A 22752-nucleotide genomic window follows, 5' to 3' on the forward strand; every position below is an offset into this window, starting at 1 on the left:
CGTAAGTCGGGCATGCTTATGGGTGTTCATCCGGTTGGATCCTTTGGGTGGATTGGGTGTTTGGCGACTTCCAGTCTCTCAAACCCAGTCCGGATGAACACCGGATACAACCTATTGAAGCTTCACAACTAGGCGACGCACCTCCACGACGCGATCCTACCTTTGGGGGAAAGAGGTGTACCGGGCCGGCGGAAAGTTGCATCCGCAGCCAGCGCGATCGGCGCCACGTTGGACATGAGCGAGATCGACGTCGCAGCGATCGACGCGGCTCGGCGGGGCTGAACTTGGGATCTTCGGGTGCGCGAGATCAGGGTGCACAGCATTGATCGAGTTCATGGCGCCCCCCTTCACAGCTTGCCCTGCGCGAGCAATTCGCGAGTGCGTTTCAGCGTCGACAGAAGAGCGCTCTTGTAGCCTTGGTCGCCGTCCATCCAGGCCTGCTCGGCCTGCTCCTCGGGGCCGCCCGGCGCCTTGCCCCGAAGGCCAAGGTAGCCGTAGAAGCGAAGTTGGAGCGTTCCCGACCCATCTTCGAACAGCTCGTTGATGATCGCGCCCTCGCGCGGGCCGGCGGCCTGGAAAAACGTCACCTTGCTTTCCGGCTCGAAGGCGATGATTTCTCGCAGGGGGTCGCCAGCAATGGTGGCTTCGCGCACGATGTGCGTTTCGCTCTCTTCCACGACCTCGCAGCGGGTGCAAAGGCCGGGTGGAAGAAAGAGCTGCGCATCGCGTGCCTTGAGAACCAGGCCGGCCCATGCCTGGGAGCGCGTGAGCGGCGCCTCGCCTTCACGGTTGAGCGGAACGGTGGCAGTCGAATAGATCATGGCAGTTTCCTTTCCTGGGCATTGAGCAGCGACGACGGTCAGGTCGAAGCCGCAGCCTCGGTGGCGAAGTCGCGGTACGAGCGCAGCGGCCGGCCCAGGCGTCGGGTCAGGCGCTCCGCATCGCCTGCTTCGGGAACCATGCCCTCGGTCAGGAAGCGCTCGCTCATCAGGCGCATGTCGTATGCCATCCACGGCGGCATGAAGCTACGCAGGTTTTTCTCGAAAGCGGCGGTGTCGTCGCCGCCGTAGGCGATCGAGCGCCCCAGCACGGCCGACCAGATGGCCGCGACACTGTCTCCGGTCAGCGTGTCGGGGCCGACCAGGTTGATCCGTTCCAACGGCAGCGGGCCGCGGGCGTGCTCGCGGCGGAGCAGTTCGAGAGCTGCAATCTCGCCGATGTCGCGTGCATCGATCATTGCGAGCCCCTTGCTGCCGATGGGCATCGGATACACGCCGTACGTCGTCACCACGTCCTTGATGGTGTGGTCGTTGTCCATGAAGTAGGCCGGTCGCAGGATGGTGGCGCCGAAGCCCATCTGCTCCAGCATCCGTTCGACACCGAACTTGCCCGCGAAGTGCGGCACGTTCACGTAGCGGTCGCTGTGGATCACCGACAGGTAGACAACCCGCTCGATGCCCGCTTCGCGCGCCAGGTTGAGCGCTACCAGGGCCTGGGTGAATTCGTCGGGCACCACCGCATTCAGCAGGAACAGCGTGGACACGCCATCGAAGGCGTGGCGCAGGGCGTCGACATCGAGCAGGTCGCCTTGCACGACACCCACCCCTGCGGGAAAGTTCGCCTTGGCCGGGTCCCGTACCAGCGCGCGGACATCGGCGCCCCGCTGGACAAGTTGCTGGACGACGTGGCGGCCGACGTTGCCGGTAGCACCGGTGATGAGGATGGTCATGAAGTCACTCCATTGGGTTGAAGAGCCTTCATGTTGATCGTTCCGCACTTTGACCGATAGACGGTATATTTGGACGACCTGTCTCACCAATGGAACACGTGGACCTGCTCGCACTTGCCGACTTCATCTTGGTCGCCCGGCACGGCGGCTTCGGGCGGGCAGCCCGTGAAACCGGCCGCCCCAAAGCCACCTTGTCTCGCCGGGTGGCCGACCTGGAAAGCGCCCTCAACCTGCGGCTCTTCGAGCGCGGGTCGCACGCGCTGAAGCTCACCGAAGAAGGCCGGGCACTGTTCGAGAAAACCTCGGTGCTGCTCACCGAATTGAACGAGACCACGGCAGCCGTCGCGTCCGGCGGCGACGAGCCGCGAGGCAGGCTGAGGGTGAGCGCGCCATTGCTGTTCTCGCAAGCCGCCATGGGCAAGCTCGCCGCCCGGTTTGCGCTGAGGCACCGTCACGTCCGGCTCGAAGTCACGACCGAGGACCGCGCGGTCGACATGGTGGAAGAGGGATACGACCTGGTGATCCGCGTCAACCCGGCCCCCGACGAAAGCCTGGTCGGGCGCATCTTCCTGAGGGACCGCATGGTGGTGGTGGCCAGCCCGCGGCTCCCCGCGGCAGCAGGGGGCGCGCCGGTACCGGTGGTGGTACGAGGAAGCGCGGGCACGGACCCGCCGGCCGTCTGGGAACTGGCGGCACCCGAAGGCAAGAAGCGCCTGACGGTGCAGCCCGTCCTGCACTTGTCGTCGTTGTTCATGGTGCGCGACGCCGTGCGTGCGGATGTGGGCGCGGCGCGTCTTCCCCTTTCGCTGGTCAGTCCCGATCTGGCGGCTGGCAGGCTGGTGCATTGGGGCGATGTGCCCGGGCCCGAGATCGCGCTGTGGGCCCTGTACCCTTCTCGTCGCCTGTTGAACGCTCGTGTCTCGGCCTTCCTCGACGTCCTCAAGGAGGCCTTTCCCCAAGGGACGCCGGAGGAACTGGCAGTCTATATCGGGTGATGTGGTGGGCCGGGCCCTTCAGCGGCAGCCGGCCGGCGAGAACTTCCGGAATGAGCCGTGCCAACGGCAGGATGGTCGGCTGACTCTGCCTGTTGAATCGGCCGAACCGGATAGGCGCTTGTCGCCGTCTTTGGTGCCGTGATCTTCGATTCATGCCGCGCCGGTGCACTCGTCAGCCGGTGTCGAGCGCCTTCGCGAGGAACGCCGCCTGGTCGGCCACCACCTGCTCGAACACCGCGCCGTGGTAGAGGTCGAAGTGCGCGGCATCGTGCTCGGCCACGCGGCAGTGGGGCAGCCCTGCGACCAGCCCCTTGATGAACACGGGCGAGACCTCCACGTCTTGCGCCGCCAGGCTGAAAAGCATCGGCGCCCGGATGCGCTCCAGCGTACCGCGGCGATAGCGCGGTGCATGCAGCAGGAATCGCGCGGCGATGCGGTTTTCCCATGTCGGGCTTCCCGCCGCAGCGGCGCGGAACCGCTCCATCAGGGCCGGATCGGTGAAGAAGGCCTCGCCCGGGCGGCCATAGACCGCGAGGTACCGCGGTCTCATTCCCAGCGTGCCACGCAGCGCGTCGTGCAGCGCGGCGCCCAGCAGGCGCAAACCGGCGGCGAAAGCTTCTCGTGGGCCGACGCCTGCCGCGGCGAGCTTGGCCCTGAGGTCTGCACCGCGCACGGCATCCAGGGCCGGCATGTTCCATACGACAGCCGCCCCCCCCGATCGCAGGCAGCCACCTCCACGACATGGCTTCCGCCCAGCGAGGTGCCCCAGAGCGCCACGCGGCGCGCATCCACCGCCGGCTGCGTTCTCAGAAAGGCCAGGGCAGCGCGCACATCGGCGCGTTGCCGGCGCGGGTCGATCAGCTGTCGCGGCTCGCCCGCGCTGCGGCCGAGGTGCCGATAGTCGAACGCGAGTGCGGCGACCCCTGCTTCGGCGAAACGCGACGCGAACTGCGGCACGATCCAGTCCTGCGTGCCCGAGAAGCCGTTTGCAAGCACCACCGCCGGCACCGGCCGTGGCCGTTGTGGCAGCCAGAGTTGCGCGGCACAGGAAAGACCGTCGACGGTGAATTGCACGGGAAGGCGACGGCTGCGGGTCCATGGTGCAACGATACCAATCGGGCGAGGTGGCTCGACATCCCGACGACCCGGGCAAGCCGCGGCAGAATGGCGCCGACGAGAGCTTCAACGGCAAGTTCCGCGTGACCGCCGCGGCGTGCACGCGCCGCCGCTTGCAGCCAGGCGATGCTTCGGAAGAGGCACACCGCCTTCGCTGAGCAGGCGTGCCTTCGGCGACACATGGCTGATGGTGGCTGAATTGCGTGCAGCGCCACACCCGCGACATGAAACCGAAATTTCCCCACCTGCCTTGGTTCGGCCACCGTGTTATCACCGGGCACAAGCCCGCGGAGCCGGTAGATGGCAGCACCAACCTGGCGAAGCGGTTCGTGAGCCACCTGCCGTTGAAGGTGCGAGCCCGCGCACAGGGGGCGGGCATGCCCGCCCCGCCGGTCAGTGTTCCCGCGGGAGAGGCTCCGGCGGCTCAGCCCACTGGACCATCGCTGCAAGCGCGAACGTCGCCCGTTCCTCCAGCCACGCGGCCGCCGTCGCCAGAGGGCGCTGCGATGCCTTTCCCGAGCACGCCGCCGGGTCGCATGTCGCCGCCGCTTTCCCCGGCAGAAGAGGCCATCATCGGCGGCCTGAGCAGCGACCTGTCCACCAGGCATCAGTTCCAGCGCGCCATACAGGAACATGGCCCCGAAGATCGGCTGGACTTCCTGAAGCTTCTCAACGCCCTCCACGGCTCGGGAGCGTCCGATCCCAAAGATCTCTTGAACATACTTCCGGCCCTTGCAAAACTCCCACCAGACGAGCGACCGGCCTTTTGGCAGCACATCCTGTCGCTCGAGTTGTTGTCGCCGTCCGACGGACCGCAGCATGCCGCGGACAGCATGGCTGCCATCGGCATGCTGGCCTCGATCCCCTCTCAGGAGCGGGGGCACGCGGGCCAGGTTGCGCAGCAGATCGCCAGACGCCAACCTGGGGCCTATGCCAGCAATGTTCGTCGGGCACTGGAAGAAGTCGGAAGGCTGCCGAGCGCCATCGAGAAGAACCAACTGGAATGGTGCTGGAGGACCCTCTATGGCGCTTGGAACAACGTCGAGCCAGATGCCATCAAGGCGATGGTCGACATGGGCGCAGAGAAGGCGGTCCAAACCGTCGTACGCCTTCAACAGCACTATTCCTGCCTCCTGCCTACCGTACGGGCCACCGATGTCCTCAATGAACTGAAGGACGTCGAAGAGGGCGATGATCACTGGCGTGGCGCGCTGGTGGGCCAGCAATGCATCCCCGGCCCGGACCAGTACAAGACAGCCGAGCAGTGCTACAGCAACCTGGTCGGCTTGAACCGGTGCGGGCAGAGCGCCAGAAGCTTGGTAGACAGCATCTTGCGCAACAGGGAAAGCCTGAGCCCGCAGGAGGTCTCCCAGTCCATCGACACTTTCGTGAAGCTCAAGGCATCCCTGGTCACGGATGGAAGCCCAGTCGCCGAGACGAAGCGCCGTCTGTCGGCCATCGAGAACGGGGTTGCGAATCTGGCGCTCTCGCCCCGCATGTCGCAGGAACTGATGCACTGGCTGCTTCAACTGAAGCCCGAGGACTTGAACCGCGTGTTGGCAGGCATGGACCAGAAGGCGCCCCGTGCGGACAGCATCCCGCCCGACGTCGATATGGCGATCAGCCAATCTGCAGCGCGAATCGCGATCCCCGACCTCGCGGGCGGCGTGGAAGATCGGGTCGAGAATTGGCGCCGGCTTCTCGACGGGATGCTCGCAGCGAAGGAGGTCCAAGAGCCATGGAACGCCATGCCGCTGCGCTTTCTGCTGCACTTCCGCGAATACGTCTCTCAGAAGCTCGCGCAGGCCCATCCTTTCGTCAGCAGAAAGGCTCTCGATCTCAGCCGACCGGAACATCAACTGGTGGACTACTACTCGTCTGTCCAAGAGGCTCACTGTTCGAAATTCCTCTCGCTGGAGAAGAACACGCGATTCAACTTTGAAGATGCTCGAAAAATACAAGGCAACCAGGGCGTCAGACAACACGTCCTGGAGGCCGCGGCGCGACTCGATGCCTTCGAATCGATGTGCTTGGCCTACGAGGCGAAGAAGTTCCAGGAGCGGATCTACTTGCCCGCCATCCAGAAGACGACCGAGCTCTCCGAAAAGCTCGACAAGAAGGTGCCGCTGATCTTGGTGGGCAATTCGACCTCCGGCGGAACGGCCCTCACGCCGCTCGGACTCGACAAGCTGAGGGCCGCCGGGACAGAGGTGTTCATCATCAAGCAGCCGTCGACCGATACGGAACTTCACAGCCTCGACCCGGAAGGGCTGGACCGTGACTTCCTCCAGGCGCTCTACCAGGAACACGCGGCACCGCCTGTGGTCATCATCACCGACCTGAGCGCACACGATCGGTACCCGCAGGCATTCCGCCGATGGAGAAACCTCGCGGCGGCAATGAACAACGCCTGGCAACGTGACAACTATGAGGCGTGGAGGAAGAACGGCTTGGACGACACGCCCTTCGAGCCCGACCCTCTGCGGCATGCCGGCGTCTTGGCACAGCTGCAGGACCTGGCGTCCAGGGGTAGCAGGCCCGACAAAGGTCTGGAGCTCCACTTCGCCTCCGTCAACCAGGAAGCCCTGTCCACCCGATGGGGGGAAAGGCCCGCGCCGTTCAGTTGGGACAGGGTCCATGGCCCCGCGTTCATCTGCTGCCAGACCGCCTTTTCACACGAGGACCTGGTCAAAGAGGCCGCCCATGGCGATGCGCTGGCGGCGCGGATCGTGGAACTTGCGGACGACCTTGGCGTGGAGCACGAGAAGGGTTTTGTGGACGACAAGAACGACTACCAGGACCCCGAAGGTTATCCAGGAAAAAGTGGAAGGCTGAAGTTCAATCCGCTGGTTCATCCTCCATCGCGGGGCTACTTCAAGGCCATGCAGAAAGGGGGCCCGAGCGAACTGCGCGTCCCTGCTCCGGGCAGCGCCGGATGACGGCTTGCCTTCGCTGTAGCGGTGGATGCGGGAGTCGCCCCGCGTTTGCCGTTGAAGTCCCAGGTTGCTCAGGGCGACGAGAGCCTCGCAAACGGGCAGAAGAGATCCTGGCGGAAAACGGCACGCCGCGCGTGGCGGCGCGGCGTGCGTCGATGCGGACCCGCCCGTTGCCCGGATCAGGCCGACAGGCCCTTCATTTCTTTGTACAGGTCGGCCTTGCCCTCGAAGCCGATGCCGGGCAGATCAGGCAGGGTGACGTAGCCGTTGTCGACCTTCACGCCGTCGGGAAAGCCGCCGTAGGGCTGGAACAGGTCGGGGTACGACTCGTTGCCGCCAAGACCGAGGCCAGCGGCGATGTTCAGTGACATCTGGTGGCCGCCGTGCGGGATACAGCGGCTGGGCGACCAGCCGTGTTCCTTCAGCATCTCGAGCGTGCGCAGGTACTCGACCAAGCCGTAGCTCAGCGCACAGTCGAACTGCAGCCAATCGCGGTCGGGGCGCATGCCGCCGTAGCGGATCAGGTTGCGCGCGTCCTGCATCGAAAACAGGTCCTCGCCGGTGGCCATGGGGTTCTTGTAGAACTGGCGCAGCGTGGCCTGCAACTCGAAATCCAGCGGGTCCCCCGGCTCCTCGTACCAGAACAGGTCGTACTGCGACAGCGCCTTGGCGTAGGCCATGGCGGTCTGCAGGTCGAAGCGGCCGTTGGCGTCGACGCACAGCTTCTGGCCGTCCTGCAGCACTTCCATGATGGCGTCGATGCGACGAAGGTCTTCGTCGAGCGGAGCGCCGCCGATCTTCTTCTTGACCACGGTGTAGCCGCGGTCGATGTAGCTCTTCATCTCGTCCTGCAGCTTCTTGTCGTCCTGGCCGGGGTAGTAGTAGCCGCCCGCGGCGTAGACGAAGATCCTGCGATTGGGCTGGCCGTCGCCGTAGCGGTCCGACAGCAGCTGGAACAGCGGCTTGCCTTCGATCTTCGCAACCGCGTCCCACACGGCCATGTCGATCGTGCCGATGGCCACCGAACGTTCGCCGTGGCCGCCGGGCTTCTCGTTCCTGAACATCGCGTTCCAGATCTTGTGCGGGTCCAGGTTCTTGCCGCTGGCGTCGATCAGGTCGTCAGGGTGAGTCTCCAGGATGCGCGGAATGAACCGCTCGCGCATCATGTGGCCCTGACCGTAGCGGCCGTTGGAGTTGAAGCCGTAGCCCACCACCGGCTTGCCGTCGCGGATCACATCGGTGACGACCGCAACGAGGCTGAGGTTCATCTTGCTAAAGTCGATGTAGGCGTTGCGGATGGAAGAGCTGATGGGAACAGTCTTCTCACGAATCTCGACGATCTTCACGCGGGTCTCCGGTGTGTTGCGGGTTGCGATGTGGAAATGATCGCCGCCGGCGCTGCGCCTTTCCAATGCTGTTTATCTAGTCTTTGATGCCCTGAAAGCACCGCCATGTCGATGAACCTGTCCTGGATCGACGACTTCATGGCCCTGGCGGCCACCGGCAACTTTTCGCGCGCTGCCGAAGAGCGGCACATGACGCAGCCGGCCTTCAGCCGGCGCATCCGCGCGCTGGAAGAGTGGCTCGGGGCAGACCTGTTCGATCGCAGTTCCCAGCCGGCGCGGGTCACCGAGGTGGGCGAGTGGTTCCGCACCGTCGCACAGGACCTGCAGTCCCGTGTGGCCGGCATTCCGGGCCAGGCACGCGCCATTGCCGAGGCCAGCTCCACCACGCTGCGCTTCGCGGCCACGCACGCACTGTCGTTCACCTTCATGCCGCGCTGGCTGCACGCGCTTGAAGCGCACGCGTCCATGGGGCAACTGCAACTGATGTCGGACGTGCAGCAGAAGTGCGAGACGCTGCTGTCGCAGAACCAGGTGCATTTCATGCTCGCCCACGGGCATCCCGGCGTCCACGGCCCGTTGGACGAAGCGGACTTCCCGAGCCTGGTGGTGGGAACCGACCAGCTGATCCCGGTCTCTGCGCCCGACAATAGCGGCCGCCCGCTTCACGGCCTTCCGTCTAGCGGCAAAGCCACTCAGATGCAGTGGCTCGGGTACAGCCCCGAATCGGGTCTGGGGCGCATCCTCAAGCAGCTGAAAGGGCCGGCGCTGGATCGGATGCATGCGCACCAGGTGCTGACGGCGCATCTGGCTTCCGTGCTGCGAACAATGGCTCTCGACCAGCGCGGGCTGGCCTGGCTTCCGAAGCTGCTGATCGAGGACGACATGGCAACCGGCCGGCTCGTCGTCGCGGCTCGGGACGACTGGCGCATCGATCTCCAGATCCGCCTGTATCGCCGGCGCGGCGACGCTGGTAAGGCTGCCGAGGCCTTCTGGAAGGCGGCCAGCACGGCATCCGAACCGCCTGACGTTGCGGTGCTTTGAAGGCATCAAAGCCAAGAAATCGGGCATTGGCGTTCAGCGACGCGGATCACGATCATCTTGCCCATGGCGCCCATGGAGCGCTGCTCATCGGAGACAAGCATGGACAAGTTGCATCGCCGCGCATGGGGCCTCGCGGTGGCCTCGATTCTTCTCGTTGGCACGGGCGCGGCCCGCGCCGAGTTCCCCGAGAAGCCCGTCACGCTGGTGGTCCCGTTCGCGGCCGGCGGCCCGAGCGACAAGATTGCCCGTGACTTGGCCGAATCGCTGCGCAAGCAGCTGAACCAGACCGTGGTCGTCGAGAACGTCAGCGGCGCGGGTGGCACGTTGGGCTCCGCGAAGGTGGCAACCGCTGCGCCGGACGGGTACACGCTGCTGGTCCATCACATCGGCTTCGCGACGGCACCCTCGTTGTATCGCAAGCTTGCGTACAAGGGCATCGACGACTTCGCCTACCTGGGCCTCATCCACGAAGCGCCCTCCACACTGGTCGGCCGGACGTCGCTGGCGGCGAAGAACTTCGCTGAACTGCGCCAGTGGATCGCCACCGACCCGGCCAAGGTCAACCTGGCGCGTGCGGGCGTCGGCTCCGCGTCGCATCTGTGCGGCCTGATGCTCCAGAGCTCTCTGAAGGCGGAGATGACCACGGTCCCGTACCGGGGCACGGGGCCTGCGATGACTGACCTGATGGGCGGCATCGTGGACGTGATGTGCGAGCAGGCCACGAACGCCGTGCCACAGATCGAAGGCGGCAAGGTCCGGGCCTTCGCGGTGACCAGCAAGGAACGCATGAAGCTTCCGGCCCTGGCGCCCCTGCCGACGCTGGCCGAATCCGGCCTGCCCGGTTTCAGCGTGACCGTGTGGCACGGGCTGTACGCGCCGAAGAACACCCCGGCGCCAGTGCTGACCAAGCTGAACGAGGCGCTGCGCGGCGCGCTCAAGGACCCCGAGTTGATCAAGCGCCAAGAAGCGCTGGGCATCACGGTCGTGTCGATGCCCGTGTCGAGCCCGCGACGCACAAGAAGTTCGTCGAGGGCGAAGTGGCCCGCTGGGCCAAGGTCATCCGGGCGGCCGACGCGTACGCAGATTGACTGCCGGCGCCGGCCCTCGCGACAAGCCGGCACGGTCGGAACCGCATCGATGCCCGGCTTGCTGGCGTTGACGCTCGCGGCTCACCCCTGTGTCGTCGCCTCCGGTGCTACCGCTTTCGGGGCCATGCGCCACTCCGCCCAGCTTTTCGCGTTCTCGGCACCGAGCGGGTTGGCCTTGGCGTAGGCGTGGAATTCGAGCAGGAAGGCCAGCCGGTCCTGCTTCATGTCGATGCGGTTGCCGCCGATCGTGACCAGGTCGCTGCCGCCCATCGCCGTCTGGCGGGCCAGGATGTCTTCGGCAGACACCCGGCTGGCGTTGTGCAGCATGTCGAACATGACCATGGTCGAGGTGGTCCGGCCCTTGCCCCCTTTGCAGTGCACGTGCAGCCAAGTGTCGGGTTCCATGTTGCGCACGAAGTCGACGAACTCGTCCACGCGTTCCCGGCTGGGCCGGACGTGGTCGGTGATGGGGAGCCGGCGGTATTCGCCGCCGCCGCTCTCGACGAGCGTTTTTTCGTCGACGACGGACGGCTTGTGCAGCGTGGTGGAATGGGGCTCCCGATCCCACTTGAGGTCGGGGTAGTTCACGAACGTCACCTGGTCCAGCTTCCTCAGGTTTTCGATCTGTGTGTTTTCGACTGCCAGCACCTCGGGCGTCTTCATGCCGACACACCCCCAGTCGTCCGGCGCGATCCATGTGGCCGGATACCCGCCGACGATGGCATGGGACTCCTCCCGCAGGTCGAGCACCACAAACCGCCGCCCGCCTGCGGCCCTCTTGATCTCTTCGATCTGGTCGTTGGAGTACAGGCTGGCGCTTCCCGACAGGCTCAGCTCCGCAAGGCCTTCGGTGTTGATCGCCGCGCCCCGCAGCTGCGTTAGATCCGACATGGTGCGAAAGCGCGAGGAGTCGGTCAGCAGCCGGTCACCGCGCAGCACGGCGGGTCCGGTGCGCTCGGGCAAGGTGAGCCGAAGCGGGGTGTGCCCCGCACCGACCGGGCCGCTCGACTGGCTGTCCGATCGTGACCGGCGAGACTGCAGTCCCCCTGTGGACAAAGGGGGCGTGACGGCCGGCGCAGGCAACGCCGGTCCTCCAGCGGGTTCGCGCGTCACGGGCCTCGAGCCGATACAACAGAGTTTTTGCAGCCACCCCACGGCGTTCTCCTTGTTCTTGAAGAGGCGGAACCATACGCCAGGCAAGGCACGGCCCGCGGCCAGGGCGCGAAGTCATGTGCAGTCATGCGAACACGGCGGCTGCGCGGCGCGACAACGGCCGCACGCCAAGTTCATCACGGTTCCACCGGCAGCCCTTCACAAAGCTGCGCTGTCCTGCTCAACTGTCTCAGCCACCTCAAGGCGCCCTCCTTTCCACTGATGCACGTCAACAGCGTCCGGAGGGGGACATGGGCAAGACAACGAGAGGGATCGTGGCATGGCTGGTGGGGGCCCTGCTGGGGGCCACTGCGTGGGCACAGGGCGTGACGGGCGACGCCGTGACGCTGGTGCAGACGGCCGACCTGAGCGGCTCGCGGGCGTCGCTGGTGAAGGAACTCAACTCGGGCTGGCGCGCGTTCCTGGCGCAGGTGAACGAACGCGGCGGCGTGCACGGGCGTCGTGTTGACCTGGTGACCGAAGACGACAAGTACGAGATCGAAGAAACGCGCCGCATCGTGCGCGAACGGCTGCAGCGCAACGACGCGTTCGCGTTCGTGTCGCTGATCGGCACCGCCAACGCCGCGGCGGTGCTGCCGTTGCTGGAAGGCGCAGGCGTGCCCGTGGTGGCGCCGTTTTCAGGTGCCGAGCAGTTGCGCGACCCGCAATACCGGTGGGTGTTCCACCTGCGCGCCAGCTACGCCCAGGAAGTGGAAAAGATGGTCGAGCATGTGCTGACGCTCGGCATGCGCCGCATCGCGGTCTTCTACGACGACGATGCTTTCGGCCAGGATGTCTTGAAGGCCGCCGAAGCGGCACTGACACGGCGCCACCTGGCGCCGGTGGCGCGAGGACGCGTGGACCGCGGGTCGGTCGACGTCGCGCGGGCGGTCTCCGCGATCGCGGCGTCCGACGCGCAGGTGGTCATCTGCGGGTCGTTCGGCAACTCTCTGGTGGAGTTCGTGCGGGGCATGAAGCAGTCGGGCAAGAGCCCGTCCTACTACGCCTTGTCGTTCTTCCCTGCCGGTGCGTCGATCCGCCAGCTGGCCGGCGACGCGCGAGGCATCGGCGTCACGCAGGTGATGCCCAAGCCCTCGGCGATGGGGCTGGCGCTGGTGCGCGAGTTCCATGCGGCGATGCGCAGGCACGCACCGGGCGACGCGCCTTCGGCCATTGCGCTGGAAGGCTACGCGACGGCCAAGGTGACCGTGGAAGCCCTGCGCCGGGCGGGACCGGCCTTGACCCGGCCGGGCTTCGTCACGGCCATGGAGACGATGACCGACTTCGACCTGGGCGGCGTTCGCTTGAACTACCGCAAGGGAGACCACACCGGGCTGAAGTTCGTCGAGATCTCGGTGGTGGACGAAGGCGGCAGGCTCATGCACTGAGGTCGCGCGTCGTCGCGCGCAGTCCTTGCCCCGCGGCACCGTCAGCGTTCGAGCGCCCCGTCGATCATCGACATGCGGCCCTCGGCAAACGACCAGTCCTCCACACCCGTGGTGGTGATCACGACCATCACGTCGCAGCCGGCAATGCCGGGCGACCGGGCCAGCCGTTCCGCAAGACGGCGGTAGAAGGCGCGCTTGACCTCGGTGGAGCGCAGCCGACCCGCGGTGATGGCGATCAGCAGGTAGTCGTCGCTGCGCGATCCGCCCAGGTAGTGGCGGTCGAACACCAGCTCGGTGGGACGCCGTTGCCCAAGGCACGCTCGAGATGGAAGGGCAACTGCTCCAGACGATACATCGACACCAACGCGGCCACCGTGATCAGGCTGCGGTCACGCGGGCTCAACTGCGGTCGCTGCCACACGTCGCCGAAGAGGATGCGGTCGGACAACTCGGCCAGCTTGGGAGCGGCCGCGGCGAGCGAGGGCGGGGCAGCCATGGAGGGTTGGTCGGTCATTGCAGGCCTTTGGATGAGTGCACGAGCAGGCACGATACGGCGGCACCACCTTCCTGAAAATGTGAAAATTCAGACCCTACCCTTCCAAAAACCAGGACGGTTGCATGAGCCGCCTCACCTTCGACCTTGACGTGCTGCGCACGCTGGTCACCGGCATCGAGCTGGGCAGCTTCGCCAAGGCGGCGGACCGCCTGGGCCGTTCCACGTCGGCCGTGAGCGCGCAGCTGAAAAAGCTGGAAGAGCAGGTGGGCACCCCCGTGCTGCGCAAGGCCGGCCGCGGCATGGTGCTCACGCCGACCGGTGAGGTCTTGATCGGTTATGCACGCCGCCTGCTGGAGCTGAACGACGAGGCGGCCCACGCGGTGCGCGGCACCGAACTGCATGGCGAGGTGCGGCTGGGCCTGCAAGAGGACTTCGGCGAAGGCTTGCTGGCCCACGTGCTGGCGGGCTTTGCGCGGGCGCACCCGCGGGTGCGGGTCGAAGCGCGGCTGGCCCGCAATGCCGAACTGCTGCAGCAGTTGCAGCGCGGCCGGCTCGATCTGACGCTGGCATGGAGGCTGGACGGCCGGCGGTCGCCGCATGCGCGCAGCGTGGCGCGAGTGCCGCTGTGCTGGCTGGGTGCGCGGGGCGCCGAACTGCCCCCGCCTTCCAAAAGCGAGCCGCTGCCGCTGGCGATGCTGGAGGCGCCCTGCCTGATGCGCGATGCGGCCATCGCCGCGCTGAACCGCGCGCGCATCCCGTGGCGCGTGGCCTTCACCAGCCCCAGCCTGGCGGGCATCTGGGCCGCAGTCGGTGCCGGCCTGGGCGTCACGGTGCGCACGGCCATCGGCGTGCCGCCCTCACTGCAGGTGCTGGCGGGCTTGCCCGGGCTGCCGCACGCCGGGCTCGATGTTCACCGCGCAGACGCCCAACCCCCGCCGCCCGTGAGCCGGCTCGAACATCTGCTGGCGGAACACGTGCAGGCGCTGGTGTGATGGCCATGGGCCCCCTTCGGCGAGCAGCTTGCGAAACATGGAGCGCTCGCAAGACTGGCGGCGAAGGACCGCGCGTCAACCAGGCGGCAGGTCTCGATCGAACGCTTTGACGAAGTCCACGAAGGCGCGCAGGGGCGCCGGCAGCTGCCGCCTCCCGGCGAAATAGAGAAACGGGCCGTCGAACCTGGGCCACCACGGCGCTAGCACCGGTTCGAGTTCGCCGCGCTCGAAGTACGGCGCCAGCCACTCTTCGAACAGATAGACCACGCCGGCACCCGCGACCGCCGCTTCGACGGCAAGGTCGACGGTGCCGCCCAGCCCCACCACCAGCGGCCCGTTCACTTCCAGCTTGACCGTTTCGCCGCGGCGCACGAATTCCCAGGCCGGCGAAGCGCCGCTGGAGAATCGCCCGCGCAGACACGCATGCCGCAGCAGGTCTCGCGGATGGCGTGGCCACCCGTGCTTGTCGAGATAGGCCGGGGACGCGCCGGCCGCAAACCGCTGGGTGCGTGGGCCGATGGGGATGGCCACCATGTCTTTCTCGAGCCGTTCGCCGTAGCGGATGCCCGCATCGAAGCCTTCGGCCAGCACGTCGACGAAGCGGTCGTCGGCCACGACGTCGAGCTCGATGTCGGGATACGCGGCCATGAAGGCCGGAACGATGCGCGGCAGCACCAGGCGCGAGGCGCTGACCGGGACGTTGAGCCGAAGGCGCCCCGCCGGCGTGTTCTTCCAGTCGTTCACCTCTTCCAGCGCCTGGTCGACCTCTTCGAGCACAGGGCGCAGCCGGGCCAGCAGGCGGCCGCCGGCCTCGGTGGGTGTCACGCTGCGCGTCGTGCGGTGCAGCAGGCGCACGCCCAGCTGCGCTTCCAGCCGCCGGATGGCCTCGGACAGGCGCGAGGCGCTGGTGCCGGTCGCCCGCGCGGCAGTACGGAAACCGCCGTGCCGGGCCACGGCCGTGAATGCGCAGAGATCTTCAAGAGGTGCCATGACTGTTCGCCTTTCCGCACAGGCCGTGCCGATTGTGCTGGATTGTGCGACAGGCACCCGACGCCTAGATTCGCACCACTGCATCCACTTCAAGGAGTCCGACATGACAGCAACCAGCGGCGCCGGCACCTACCGGCTCGGGGACCGGGCCGTTCACCGGATGGGCTACGGGGCCATGCAGCTGGCCGGCCCCGGCGTCTTCGGCCCACCGAAGGACCGCGCCCAGGCCGTGGCCGTGCTGCGCGCGGCCGTCGAGGCCGGCGTGGACCACATCGACACCAGCGACTTCTACGGCCCCCACATCACCAACCAGATCGTCAGCGAGGCGCTGCATCCGTACCGCGAGTCGCTGACGCTCGTCACCAAGGTCGGTGCCGTGCGCGACGGCACCGGGGCCTGGCTGCCCGCGTTCTCTGCCGCGCAGCTGCAATCGGCCGTGCTCGACAACCTGCGCCACCTGAAGCTCGACGTGCTCGACGTGGTCAACCTGCGCCTGATGTTCGACGTCCACGGGCCGGCCGAAGGTTCCATCGAGGAGCCGCTTGCTGCGCTGGCCGAGCTGCATCGGCAAGGGCTGATCCGGCACCTGGGGCTTTCCAATGCAACCCCGCGCCAGGTGGGACAGGCCCGGCGCATGGTGCCCATCGTGTGCGTGCAGAACCACTACAACCTGGTGCACCGCACCGACGACACGCTGATCGACGAGCTCGCGCGAGACGGCATCGCCTACGTGCCGTTCTTTCCACTGGGCGGTTTCACCCCCTTGCAGTCCACGGTGCTGGACGAAGTGGCCAAGGGCGTGGGCGCCACGCCAAAGCAGGTCGCACTGGCCTGGCTGCTTCAGCGGTCGGAAAACATCCTGCTGATCCCCGGCACCTCGTCGCCCGCTCACCTGCAGCAAAACCTTGCGAGCGCGTCGCTGGAGTTGCCGCCTGCAGCGATCGAACGGCTGAATGCGCTGGCAGCGCCGGTAGATGCTGCGGGGTGACACCCGCTGCGGGCGGCAGCGTGCCGCCGGTGGAACCCGGCAGCCGGAGCCCGCTACGCCCGGGCGCTGGCAGTGCCTTTGATGAAGTCGAGCATCAGCGCTGCAGCCGTGGCTGCATGCGTCTCGAGCAGCAGGTGGCCGGCATCCAGGACGTGGGCTTCCATCCTCGGCAGCGCCTGCATCCATGACAGCACCTCGGCAAGGTCGAAGTAGATGTCATGCCTTCCCCAGACCATCAAAGCCGGGGGCTGCCAGCGCTCGAGATACTGGGCGATGGCGTCGAAGCGGGTGGCGTAGTTGCCGTAGTCCTTGATCAGCGCTCGCTGTGTGTCCATGTGGCCCGGAAGGTTCATCACGCGCCAATCTTCTTCCCATTGTTCGGGGCGGATGCGCTCGGCCACATCCGCAGGGACGCCGGAGATGTACGTATCGCGCGTGCCGTCTAGGGTCAGATGCGCCGTGGCCAGCGCTTCGTTTTCCCGGTTCGGGTGCGACCAGTAGGCCTGCGTCGCGGCCCATCCTGGCCCCCATCCCGTTCGATGCGCGTTGGCGTTCTGCACGATGAGGCCCAGGACCTGGTCGGGCGCTTCCATGGCGACGTGCAGGCCCACGGGGGCTCCCCAGTCATGCAGGTAGATGAACCGAGGCCCGACCTTCAGCCCGTCTAGCAGTTCAGAAATGGCCTGGCCGATGGCGGCAAACGACACCTGCGGCAGCACATCGGATTCGCCGTGGCCGGGCAGATCGGGCGCGATGACGTAAGCGGCCTGCGCCAGCGCGGGCGCGAGCCCGCGGAACAACAGCGCCGAGTTCGGCGTGCCGTGCAGCAGCAACACCGCGGGCTTGGAGGGCTCGCCTGCCGTGAGAAACGACAGCTCGGCGCCGCCCAAGAGGCGGAATCTTTGGCGAGTGGTCGACGTGTTGCTGCTATCCACCATGGCGATCTCCGGTGCGCATCGGCTTGGCGCATGTCGTCCTGCGCGGCAAGGCACGTGCCGGCTCCGGGCTATGAAGGACGGCGCGTCGGCCCAGGGGCTGGCCTCGATCGAACGCTTTGACGACATCCACGAAGGCGCGCGGCTCGATCCGACGTGTTCGGCCGACTCATCTTTGCGGCTGCCCGTTCTCGCCATCGAGCATCACAGCTCGCTCACGTGGCGCCCCACGTTCTAGGGGCGGGTCGAGTCTTGCGCACGCCCCGGGCGTCGCCTAGCTTACTTTTGCGCAGCAGGCGAGCAACAGGGAGGCAGCGTGACGCTGATTCGCACCGGCAGAGGACGGGTCTGGGACCAAAGCCGCCCCCACATGGGCCTTGCCTACCTGTACAACTTCGACCACGACGGCACGACGCTGAAGGCCGAGCACATGAGGTGGGTGAACGGTCCGGCGGCGCAAAGGATGCGCAAGACGCGCGAACTGCGGGTGCAGGTTACCGGGTTGGCGAGCCGGGTGGGGCGCGATGCGCCGAACGAGCGGCTGTCGTTGCAAAGGGCACAGCGCGTGGTCGACTTTTTCGTGCGCGCCGGTGTTCCGCAGTCCCGCATTGCAGTCAATGCCTGGGGCGAGCGCTACGCTTTCGGCCTGTCGGAGGATGACGACTTCGACCGCGGCGTGCTGGTCGCGCTGCGGTCCGGCTACGTGGCGCCGCCGCCGCCCCCTCCGCCACGCAGACTGCCGTCGCCTTCACTCCCCCGGCCGACCCAGGCCACGCATTTTCGGATGCGCATGACCTTCGCAGCCGACGCCTCTCACGGCCCTGTTGCGGGCATGTACGCGAACTTCGAGATCGAGGACGAACACGGCAACCGCCAGGGCTATCGATTCATCGGCACCGGGTTGTCCATCGGGCTACCCGCCAGCGTGACGTTCACGGGACCGTGGAATGCTTTCACCACCCGGCGCCCGCACACGGTTCGGGACTTCGCCGGGGAGGCCGAGATCAACGGGTTGACCGACGGCAAGCACCTGAACTGGACGCTGGTCGCGCTGCGCCCGGTGGCAGCGCACGGTGTCGTTTTTTGGTCCTTCCAGACCGGAACTTCGGTCAGCTTCGGGCTGTCGGTCATGCGCGGACGCTTCTTCATCTTTCCTTGATCGGGCTCGGCGAGACAACACGCGCCGGCGTACGTCTCGACCTTCTTCATGCCCGGCACGATCACTCGCGTCAGCGCGTTTGCCATCTCCTCAGCGGCGAGCGCGTGGCCATCAGCCTTGCCATGGTGTCAGCAGTGCCGAGGCCCCAGGTCTTCATGGTGAGGCCGGGCTTCGTGAATGCCACGCCCAAGTGGGGGCTGTCGAGACTGACAGGGCACCTGCGCTCATACGCACACCTCCGCAGCACCCGTGCTAGCCTTTCGGCGCCAAATGGCATCAACAAAAGGGAGAGACACATCAAATGAGCATTTTTCACCGACTGTGGGGCAACCACCCGACGGGTAAGTTTCCGTGCTCTACCGATGGCAAGAGCCACTTCGAGAACCAGTGTGCGATCCGCATGGGCGTCGCGATCACCAAGTCCGGCATCAGCATGAAGACATGGGGCTTGCGACAGTGCTGGCACCACGACAAGGACGAAGGGCACACCTTGGCAGCCGAAGAGATGGCCAATGCTTTGACGCGGGTGATCGTGCCGGGCATGAAGCGCGTCGAGAAACACCAGGCCAAGGAAGCGTTCGACAAGATCACCGGCCGCAAGGGCATCGTGTTCATCAAGGACTTCTACAACGGCAGCGGCGACCACATCGACCTGTGGAATGGATGGCGCATGACCAAGTTGTCATCGCCCTTCGCCGTCTACCTGGGTCTCGGTAGCGACTACACCCGGGGCGCCGGCATCTGGTTCTGGGAGGTGGCGTGAAGAAGCTGCTGGGCGCGGTGCTTGGCGTGTTGCTCGGCGCCCTGCTTGCATGGGGCGCCGGGCACCTTGCGACGGCGTTGTACGCTCCCCATGCTCCGGAACCGCCTGCGCTCGATGATGTGGCCGCCGTGGCGTTTCTCGTGGCGCTTGCGGTCGCGTGCCCTTTACTTGGGTGGGCGGGGTGGAAGGTGGCGGGAAGCGACCGGGGATGAGCGCTTGCGGCTGGCTGCTCGATGCGCAGCGATGATCGCTGTACCTTCCAGGCCGGGCATTCGAGCAATGCGGCCGGCTTGGCAGCCGTCTCGACCCGAATGAGCGCACCGTCATTCGACGGCCGCAGACTCGTTCTCTTCGCGCCGCTCGGGCTCCGTCGTGCGGAGGATCTCATTCAGAACGGAAGTGGCGTAACTCCCGGTGGGCAAAGAGAACACAAGCACCAGTTGATCGGCTTGCGGCCATTCCCATGACATGTCGACCGGGCTTGCCACCAGGGCGCGACGCTCCTGATCCAGACCGGCGTGCTCCATGCCGTCGCACAAGGTGGCGTGACGTGCAGCCACTTCGTTTTCCAGGGCCTGCGCTTGATCGGTGGTGATCACGCGGCCCCGTCCCCAGAGCGGCCCGGTGGGCTGGCCCGCCTCGTTCATCACGTCGCCGGGCAAGGACTTGCCCCAGAGCCCTTGCTGGATGCGCAGCGCCAGCAATTCGTTGAAAACGAAGGAGCGCACCGCCGACAGGTAGATGCCCTTCTTCTTCGGGTTGCGCACGCGGATTTCGCGCGCCAGCATGGCCCGGCCCTGCTCGACGTTGCCGCCGTCGTGGCCGAAACGCTGAGCGCCGAAGTAGTTGGGCACGCCCTGTGACGCAACGGCCTTGAGATTGGCCTCGATGGCGTCGCGGTCGCCGGTGACGTCACGCAGCACGATGCGGAATCGGTTGCCTTGCAGATCACCCGGTCGCAGCTTTTTCACGTGGCGGCTTTGACCCAGCACCTTGAATTCCGGGTGCTGAAGCTGAGTCAGGTCGGGCGTCTCGCCCTTCGGCAGGTAGATGCTGAACCACTGCCGGGTGATGGCGTAGCGGTCCTTGAGGCCGGCATAGCCCACGTCCCTTTCCTGCACGCTTGCAGCCTCGGCCAGCTGCTGCGCGACGAAAGCGGTGTTGGCGCCGTTCTTTTCGACGTCCAGCCAGATGTGTTCGCCCTCACCGGAGGGCAACTGCAGCGGCAGTTCGGTCACGATGAAATCCTCGGTGAGGAGTTTCAGGGTGGCGCTGGCGCCGCTGGCCGGATAAGCGGTGGGCCACTGCGGCAAGGTCGTGTATAGGGCGTCGGTCATGAGCGGTAGTACACCACCAGTTGTGAATGGGGGAAGGCTGTCTTGCAGCCCAGGAGCAGTTCAGCCCATGATTTTCTCCCTACCCGCCTGCCGTGACGAGCGTCAACAGATGCGACTTCAATAGGAACCGTTGCGCGCCAAGACTGGCGGTTTCTGGGCCGCGAAATCAACTCACGGATTCGGCCATTTGCAGACGCTAGCGCGAGATCGAGCCGGCGAGGTGCTCTGCTCCGCTCATGTCCCCCGCGACGGGCTACGCCCGCCGCTCCTCCTTTACTTCGCTGCGCAGAACACCCCGCCGGCCCGATCCACTACCGCACGTTGTTCGCGACTTCGAAGGCAGCGAGCCGCTCAGGCAAGGGGTGCCGGGTGGCCGACGCAGCGAAGTAAAGGAGGAGGGATGGGCGTAGCCCATCCCGGGGGACATGAGCGGAGTCGGCTACCCGGCGCCCTTTGCTCGCGCATAGCTCACAAACGAAGGACTGCATCGGGTCGTGAGCACCACTTCGAGCCGCCGGCAAGCCGTCTATCGCGGTTGAATTGACTCCGGGGTAGCGAAGGATCGCAGCACCTTCGAAACCGGTCGTTCTCGTAACGGCGGAGTTGACCGTCGAATGACCTCAAGGTGATCGACACGGTGAACACCAGTCTCGGCAGCGGCCGACCGCTCCCGCTGCAGAGCCGAGATTCGATCTGGACCCGCGGCAGTCCACACATACCGAGAAGCGAGCTGCGGGCGGCAGTCCACAGACAGCATGCCCGCCAGACCCGTCTATGCCGCGATCAATCCGCAGTGGCAGTTGGCGATTCGCGCGCTGTAGGCGGGGTCGTGGGCCGCCTAGTCGCTCCGTTCTTGGCTCGTTCCTCTGCAGTTCATCGAGTGATTCTGAAACTGGCTGCAGTGTGTCGAATCTTGCCGAAGAAGGTCCACTTCTTCTGATTCATTGGACTAGGGATCGACAGGCAGGGAGCGCCACGTCATCCTGCGCCCCCGCGGATGCCCTCAAAGCTCAAGGAGAACCCCATGCCGTTCTACCAGTGCCCCTCCTGCATGAATATCGTCGACCTGCCGCAGACCCAGCTCAAGCCCAAGGTCCGCGTCGAGTGCCCCGCCTGCGGGGACACGAGCATCACCGCAACCTGTCTTGCACCGCATGCCACGCAGGCGGGTATGCCGCCGAAGCCCGCCAACCCGAACAAGAAGCGGCACACCGGAATGGTGGGCCGCAGCAACGCAGCGCCTTCGTTCACCAGTTGGCCGCTCACCAACCAGAACACCGACGTCACCTATGTCGCTGACCTTTCGACGCCTGCCTGGACGGCAGCGGGGCAGGCGATCCGCCTTCCCTACCAGCGTCTCGACATCGGGAATACCGGCATGCAGGGCCTCGTGATCGCTTTGCCGGAGCTGACCCAGGACACCGAGGCGCAGAAGCATTTCGCCGAGATCACCCGAGTGATGGTGAGCAACCACCGCCCGACCGATGCCACTGAGGGAACCGGCGAAGCCGCCGCCGCGATGGCGATGCTCAAGGAGCATGCAGGCTTCAAGATGCGCTGGGGCTTCCATGGCCATTCCGGCCCGGGTATCGACCAGATCTGGGTGAAGGAAGACACGCGCGGCCGCCTCGCCGAGGTACTGATCGTCGAAGCCAAGGGGCCGGGTGCCAGCGAGTCGGAGAACCCCTTCATGCCGCCGGGCTTCGAGCAGATGAGCGCTCGCTGGATCGTCCACAACCTCACGACGATGATGAACGCCGCGGCGAACAAGCCACTGGAAAAGGGTGCCCAGGGCGCTCTGGCCAGCGCCATTGTCAAAGGGCTGGGCTTGCGGGTGGGTGTCACCTACCCGAAGTACGAGAACCTGTCCAAGAGCTACTACGGCGTGATTGCATTCGAGCAGAGCAAGAAGAGCATCAAGCTGCGCCGCATAACGGTCGCGGCGCAATGGCAGTCCGACGGAATGCTGGGCTATACCAAGACGGAAAAACCCGAACTGACCCGGTTCGAACCCACGGACCGCAACTACCACGACAAGGTGCGAGACAGGTACCCGCAGAATTTCCAGAAGGATCCGCCCGAGGTCACCTTCTAGGCGTAGTCGCTCGGCTCGCTGAAACCGTGCTGACGCCGGACGATCGGCTGCGTGATATTGCATCTGCCACGCGACGGCAACCGTCGCCGGAGCAGCCGCGGAAACACCGCAGCATTGCCCTTCCGGGCGCATGGCGTGCAGCCGGTCAGCATTGCGCGCCATGGCGCGCGCATACCGTCATACGCCGATCGTGCAGGCGTTCCACG

The 22752-nt window shown here is 66.0% G+C and carries 22 protein-coding genes and 1 pseudogene; 12 read left to right on the forward strand and 11 right to left on the reverse strand.

The features are described from left to right. Positions 1 to 347 precede the first annotated feature (347 nt). The gene (locus tag M8A51_RS12895) at positions 348 to 821 is read right to left on the reverse strand and encodes an AtaL-like protein (protein WP_251778881.1); all 474 of its coding nucleotides are present in this window, start codon (positions 819 to 821) and stop codon (positions 348 to 350) included. Positions 822 to 859: 38 nt separating this feature from the next. After that, entirely contained in the window at positions 860 to 1729 is an 870-nt protein-coding gene (locus tag M8A51_RS12900) for an SDR family oxidoreductase (RefSeq protein WP_251778882.1), read from the reverse strand. A gap of 98 nt (positions 1730 to 1827) precedes the next feature. Between M8A51_RS12900 and M8A51_RS12905 the strand changes: the two genes are divergently transcribed. Then, complete coding sequence (locus tag M8A51_RS12905; protein ID WP_251779105.1) at positions 1828 to 2724, forward strand: LysR family transcriptional regulator; 897 nt, start codon at positions 1828 to 1830, stop codon at positions 2722 to 2724. A 172-nt stretch (positions 2725 to 2896) separates the two neighbouring features. On the opposite strand, the gene M8A51_RS12910 is transcribed toward M8A51_RS12905, so the two are convergent. After that, positions 2897 to 3274, reverse strand: coding sequence for a hypothetical protein (locus tag M8A51_RS12910; RefSeq protein ID WP_251778883.1), 378 nt, complete (start codon positions 3272 to 3274; stop codon positions 2897 to 2899). Further along, a complete protein-coding gene (locus M8A51_RS12915) occupies positions 3271 to 3798 on the reverse strand; it encodes an alpha/beta hydrolase (protein WP_251778884.1) in 528 nt (175 codons plus the stop codon). Before M8A51_RS12915 ends, M8A51_RS12910 begins: the two co-directional genes overlap by 4 nt. Before the next feature lie 245 nt (positions 3799 to 4043). On the opposite strand from M8A51_RS12915, the gene M8A51_RS12920 reads away from it, so the two are divergent. Continuing rightward, positions 4044 to 6779, forward strand: coding sequence for a hypothetical protein (locus M8A51_RS12920; protein ID WP_251778885.1), 2736 nt, complete (start codon positions 4044 to 4046; stop codon positions 6777 to 6779). A 176-nt stretch (positions 6780 to 6955) separates the two neighbouring features. Here M8A51_RS12920 and M8A51_RS12925 read toward each other — a convergent pair whose 3' ends face one another. Continuing rightward, complete coding sequence (locus M8A51_RS12925) at positions 6956 to 8122, reverse strand: mandelate racemase/muconate lactonizing enzyme family protein (protein ID WP_251778886.1); 1167 nt, start codon at positions 8120 to 8122, stop codon at positions 6956 to 6958. Positions 8123 to 8227: 105 nt separating this feature from the next. Here M8A51_RS12925 and M8A51_RS12930 point away from each other — a divergent pair, with 105 nt between their 5' ends. After that, complete coding sequence (locus tag M8A51_RS12930; RefSeq protein WP_368408547.1) at positions 8228 to 9163, forward strand: LysR substrate-binding domain-containing protein; 936 nt, start codon at positions 8228 to 8230, stop codon at positions 9161 to 9163. Between the two features lie 99 nt (positions 9164 to 9262). After that, positions 9263 to 10251: pseudogene (locus tag M8A51_RS12935) on the forward strand (tripartite tricarboxylate transporter substrate-binding protein). A gap of 81 nt (positions 10252 to 10332) precedes the next feature. Here the strand turns inward: M8A51_RS12935 and M8A51_RS12940 are convergent. Next, positions 10333 to 11214: a phosphatase domain-containing putative toxin gene (locus M8A51_RS12940; protein WP_251778887.1), complete on the reverse strand. Its 882-nt coding sequence runs from the start codon at positions 11212 to 11214 to the stop codon at positions 10333 to 10335. Between the two features lie 440 nt (positions 11215 to 11654). Here M8A51_RS12940 and M8A51_RS12945 point away from each other — a divergent pair, with 440 nt between their 5' ends. Further along, a complete protein-coding gene (locus M8A51_RS12945; RefSeq protein WP_251778888.1) occupies positions 11655 to 12791 on the forward strand; it encodes an ABC transporter substrate-binding protein in 1137 nt (378 codons plus the stop codon). A 41-nt stretch (positions 12792 to 12832) separates the two neighbouring features. Here M8A51_RS12945 and M8A51_RS12950 read toward each other — a convergent pair whose 3' ends face one another. Continuing rightward, positions 12833 to 13078, reverse strand: a complete 246-nt coding sequence (locus M8A51_RS12950) for a tautomerase family protein (RefSeq protein WP_251778889.1) — start codon at positions 13076 to 13078, stop codon at positions 12833 to 12835. Further along, a complete protein-coding gene (locus M8A51_RS12955) occupies positions 13027 to 13305 on the reverse strand; it encodes a carboxymuconolactone decarboxylase family protein (RefSeq protein ID WP_251778890.1) in 279 nt (92 codons plus the stop codon). Before M8A51_RS12955 ends, M8A51_RS12950 begins: the two co-directional genes overlap by 52 nt. 104 nt (positions 13306 to 13409) lie before the next feature. Here M8A51_RS12955 and M8A51_RS12960 point away from each other — a divergent pair, with 104 nt between their 5' ends. Then, complete coding sequence (locus M8A51_RS12960) at positions 13410 to 14279, forward strand: LysR substrate-binding domain-containing protein (RefSeq protein ID WP_251778891.1); 870 nt, start codon at positions 13410 to 13412, stop codon at positions 14277 to 14279. Between the two features lie 75 nt (positions 14280 to 14354). Here the strand turns inward: M8A51_RS12960 and M8A51_RS12965 are convergent, their stop codons facing one another. Next, positions 14355 to 15269 carry a LysR family transcriptional regulator gene (locus M8A51_RS12965; RefSeq protein ID WP_251778892.1) on the reverse strand — a complete coding sequence of 305 codons (915 nt, stop codon included), beginning with the start codon at positions 15267 to 15269 and terminating at the stop codon, positions 14355 to 14357. Positions 15270 to 15372: 103 nt separating this feature from the next. Here M8A51_RS12965 and M8A51_RS12970 point away from each other — a divergent pair, with 103 nt between their 5' ends. Next, positions 15373 to 16257: an aldo/keto reductase family oxidoreductase gene (locus tag M8A51_RS12970; RefSeq protein WP_251778893.1), complete on the forward strand. Its 885-nt coding sequence runs from the start codon at positions 15373 to 15375 to the stop codon at positions 16255 to 16257. A gap of 53 nt (positions 16258 to 16310) precedes the next feature. On the opposite strand, the gene M8A51_RS12975 is transcribed toward M8A51_RS12970, so the two are convergent. After that, complete coding sequence (locus tag M8A51_RS12975) at positions 16311 to 17195, reverse strand: alpha/beta fold hydrolase (protein ID WP_251778894.1); 885 nt, start codon at positions 17193 to 17195, stop codon at positions 16311 to 16313. Between the two features lie 70 nt (positions 17196 to 17265). On the opposite strand from M8A51_RS12975, the gene M8A51_RS12980 reads away from it, so the two are divergent. The 4 genes from M8A51_RS12980 (at position 17266) to M8A51_RS12995 (ending at position 19326) form a co-directional block, all read left to right on the forward strand. Beyond that, a complete protein-coding gene (locus tag M8A51_RS12980) occupies positions 17266 to 17430 on the forward strand; it encodes a hypothetical protein (RefSeq protein ID WP_251778895.1) in 165 nt (54 codons plus the stop codon). Positions 17431 to 17562: 132 nt separating this feature from the next. Next, positions 17563 to 18351: an OmpA family protein gene (locus M8A51_RS12985; protein WP_251778896.1), complete on the forward strand. Its 789-nt coding sequence runs from the start codon at positions 17563 to 17565 to the stop codon at positions 18349 to 18351. A 301-nt stretch (positions 18352 to 18652) separates the two neighbouring features. Then, positions 18653 to 19114 (forward strand): T6SS effector amidase Tae4 family protein, encoded by a 462-nt coding sequence (locus tag M8A51_RS12990; protein WP_251778897.1) that lies wholly within the window; start codon positions 18653 to 18655, stop codon positions 19112 to 19114. Continuing rightward, the gene (locus M8A51_RS12995) at positions 19111 to 19326 is read left to right on the forward strand and encodes a hypothetical protein (protein ID WP_251778898.1); all 216 of its coding nucleotides are present in this window, start codon (positions 19111 to 19113) and stop codon (positions 19324 to 19326) included. The genes M8A51_RS12990 and M8A51_RS12995 overlap by 4 nt, the downstream gene beginning before the upstream one ends. Positions 19327 to 19437: 111 nt before the next feature. Here the strand turns inward: M8A51_RS12995 and truD are convergent, their stop codons facing one another. Beyond that, a complete protein-coding gene (gene truD, locus M8A51_RS13000; protein ID WP_251778899.1) occupies positions 19438 to 20451 on the reverse strand; it encodes a tRNA pseudouridine(13) synthase TruD in 1014 nt (337 codons plus the stop codon). Positions 20452 to 21475: 1024 nt separating this feature from the next. On the opposite strand from truD, the gene M8A51_RS13005 reads away from it, so the two are divergent. Next, complete coding sequence (locus tag M8A51_RS13005; protein ID WP_251778900.1) at positions 21476 to 22546, forward strand: hypothetical protein; 1071 nt, start codon at positions 21476 to 21478, stop codon at positions 22544 to 22546. The last annotated feature ends 206 nt before the right edge of the window (positions 22547 to 22752 follow it).

It is taken from the genome of Caldimonas mangrovi, assembly GCF_023721835.1.
In the GTDB taxonomy this organism is placed as follows: domain Bacteria; phylum Pseudomonadota; class Gammaproteobacteria; order Burkholderiales; family Burkholderiaceae_C; genus Caldimonas; species Caldimonas mangrovi.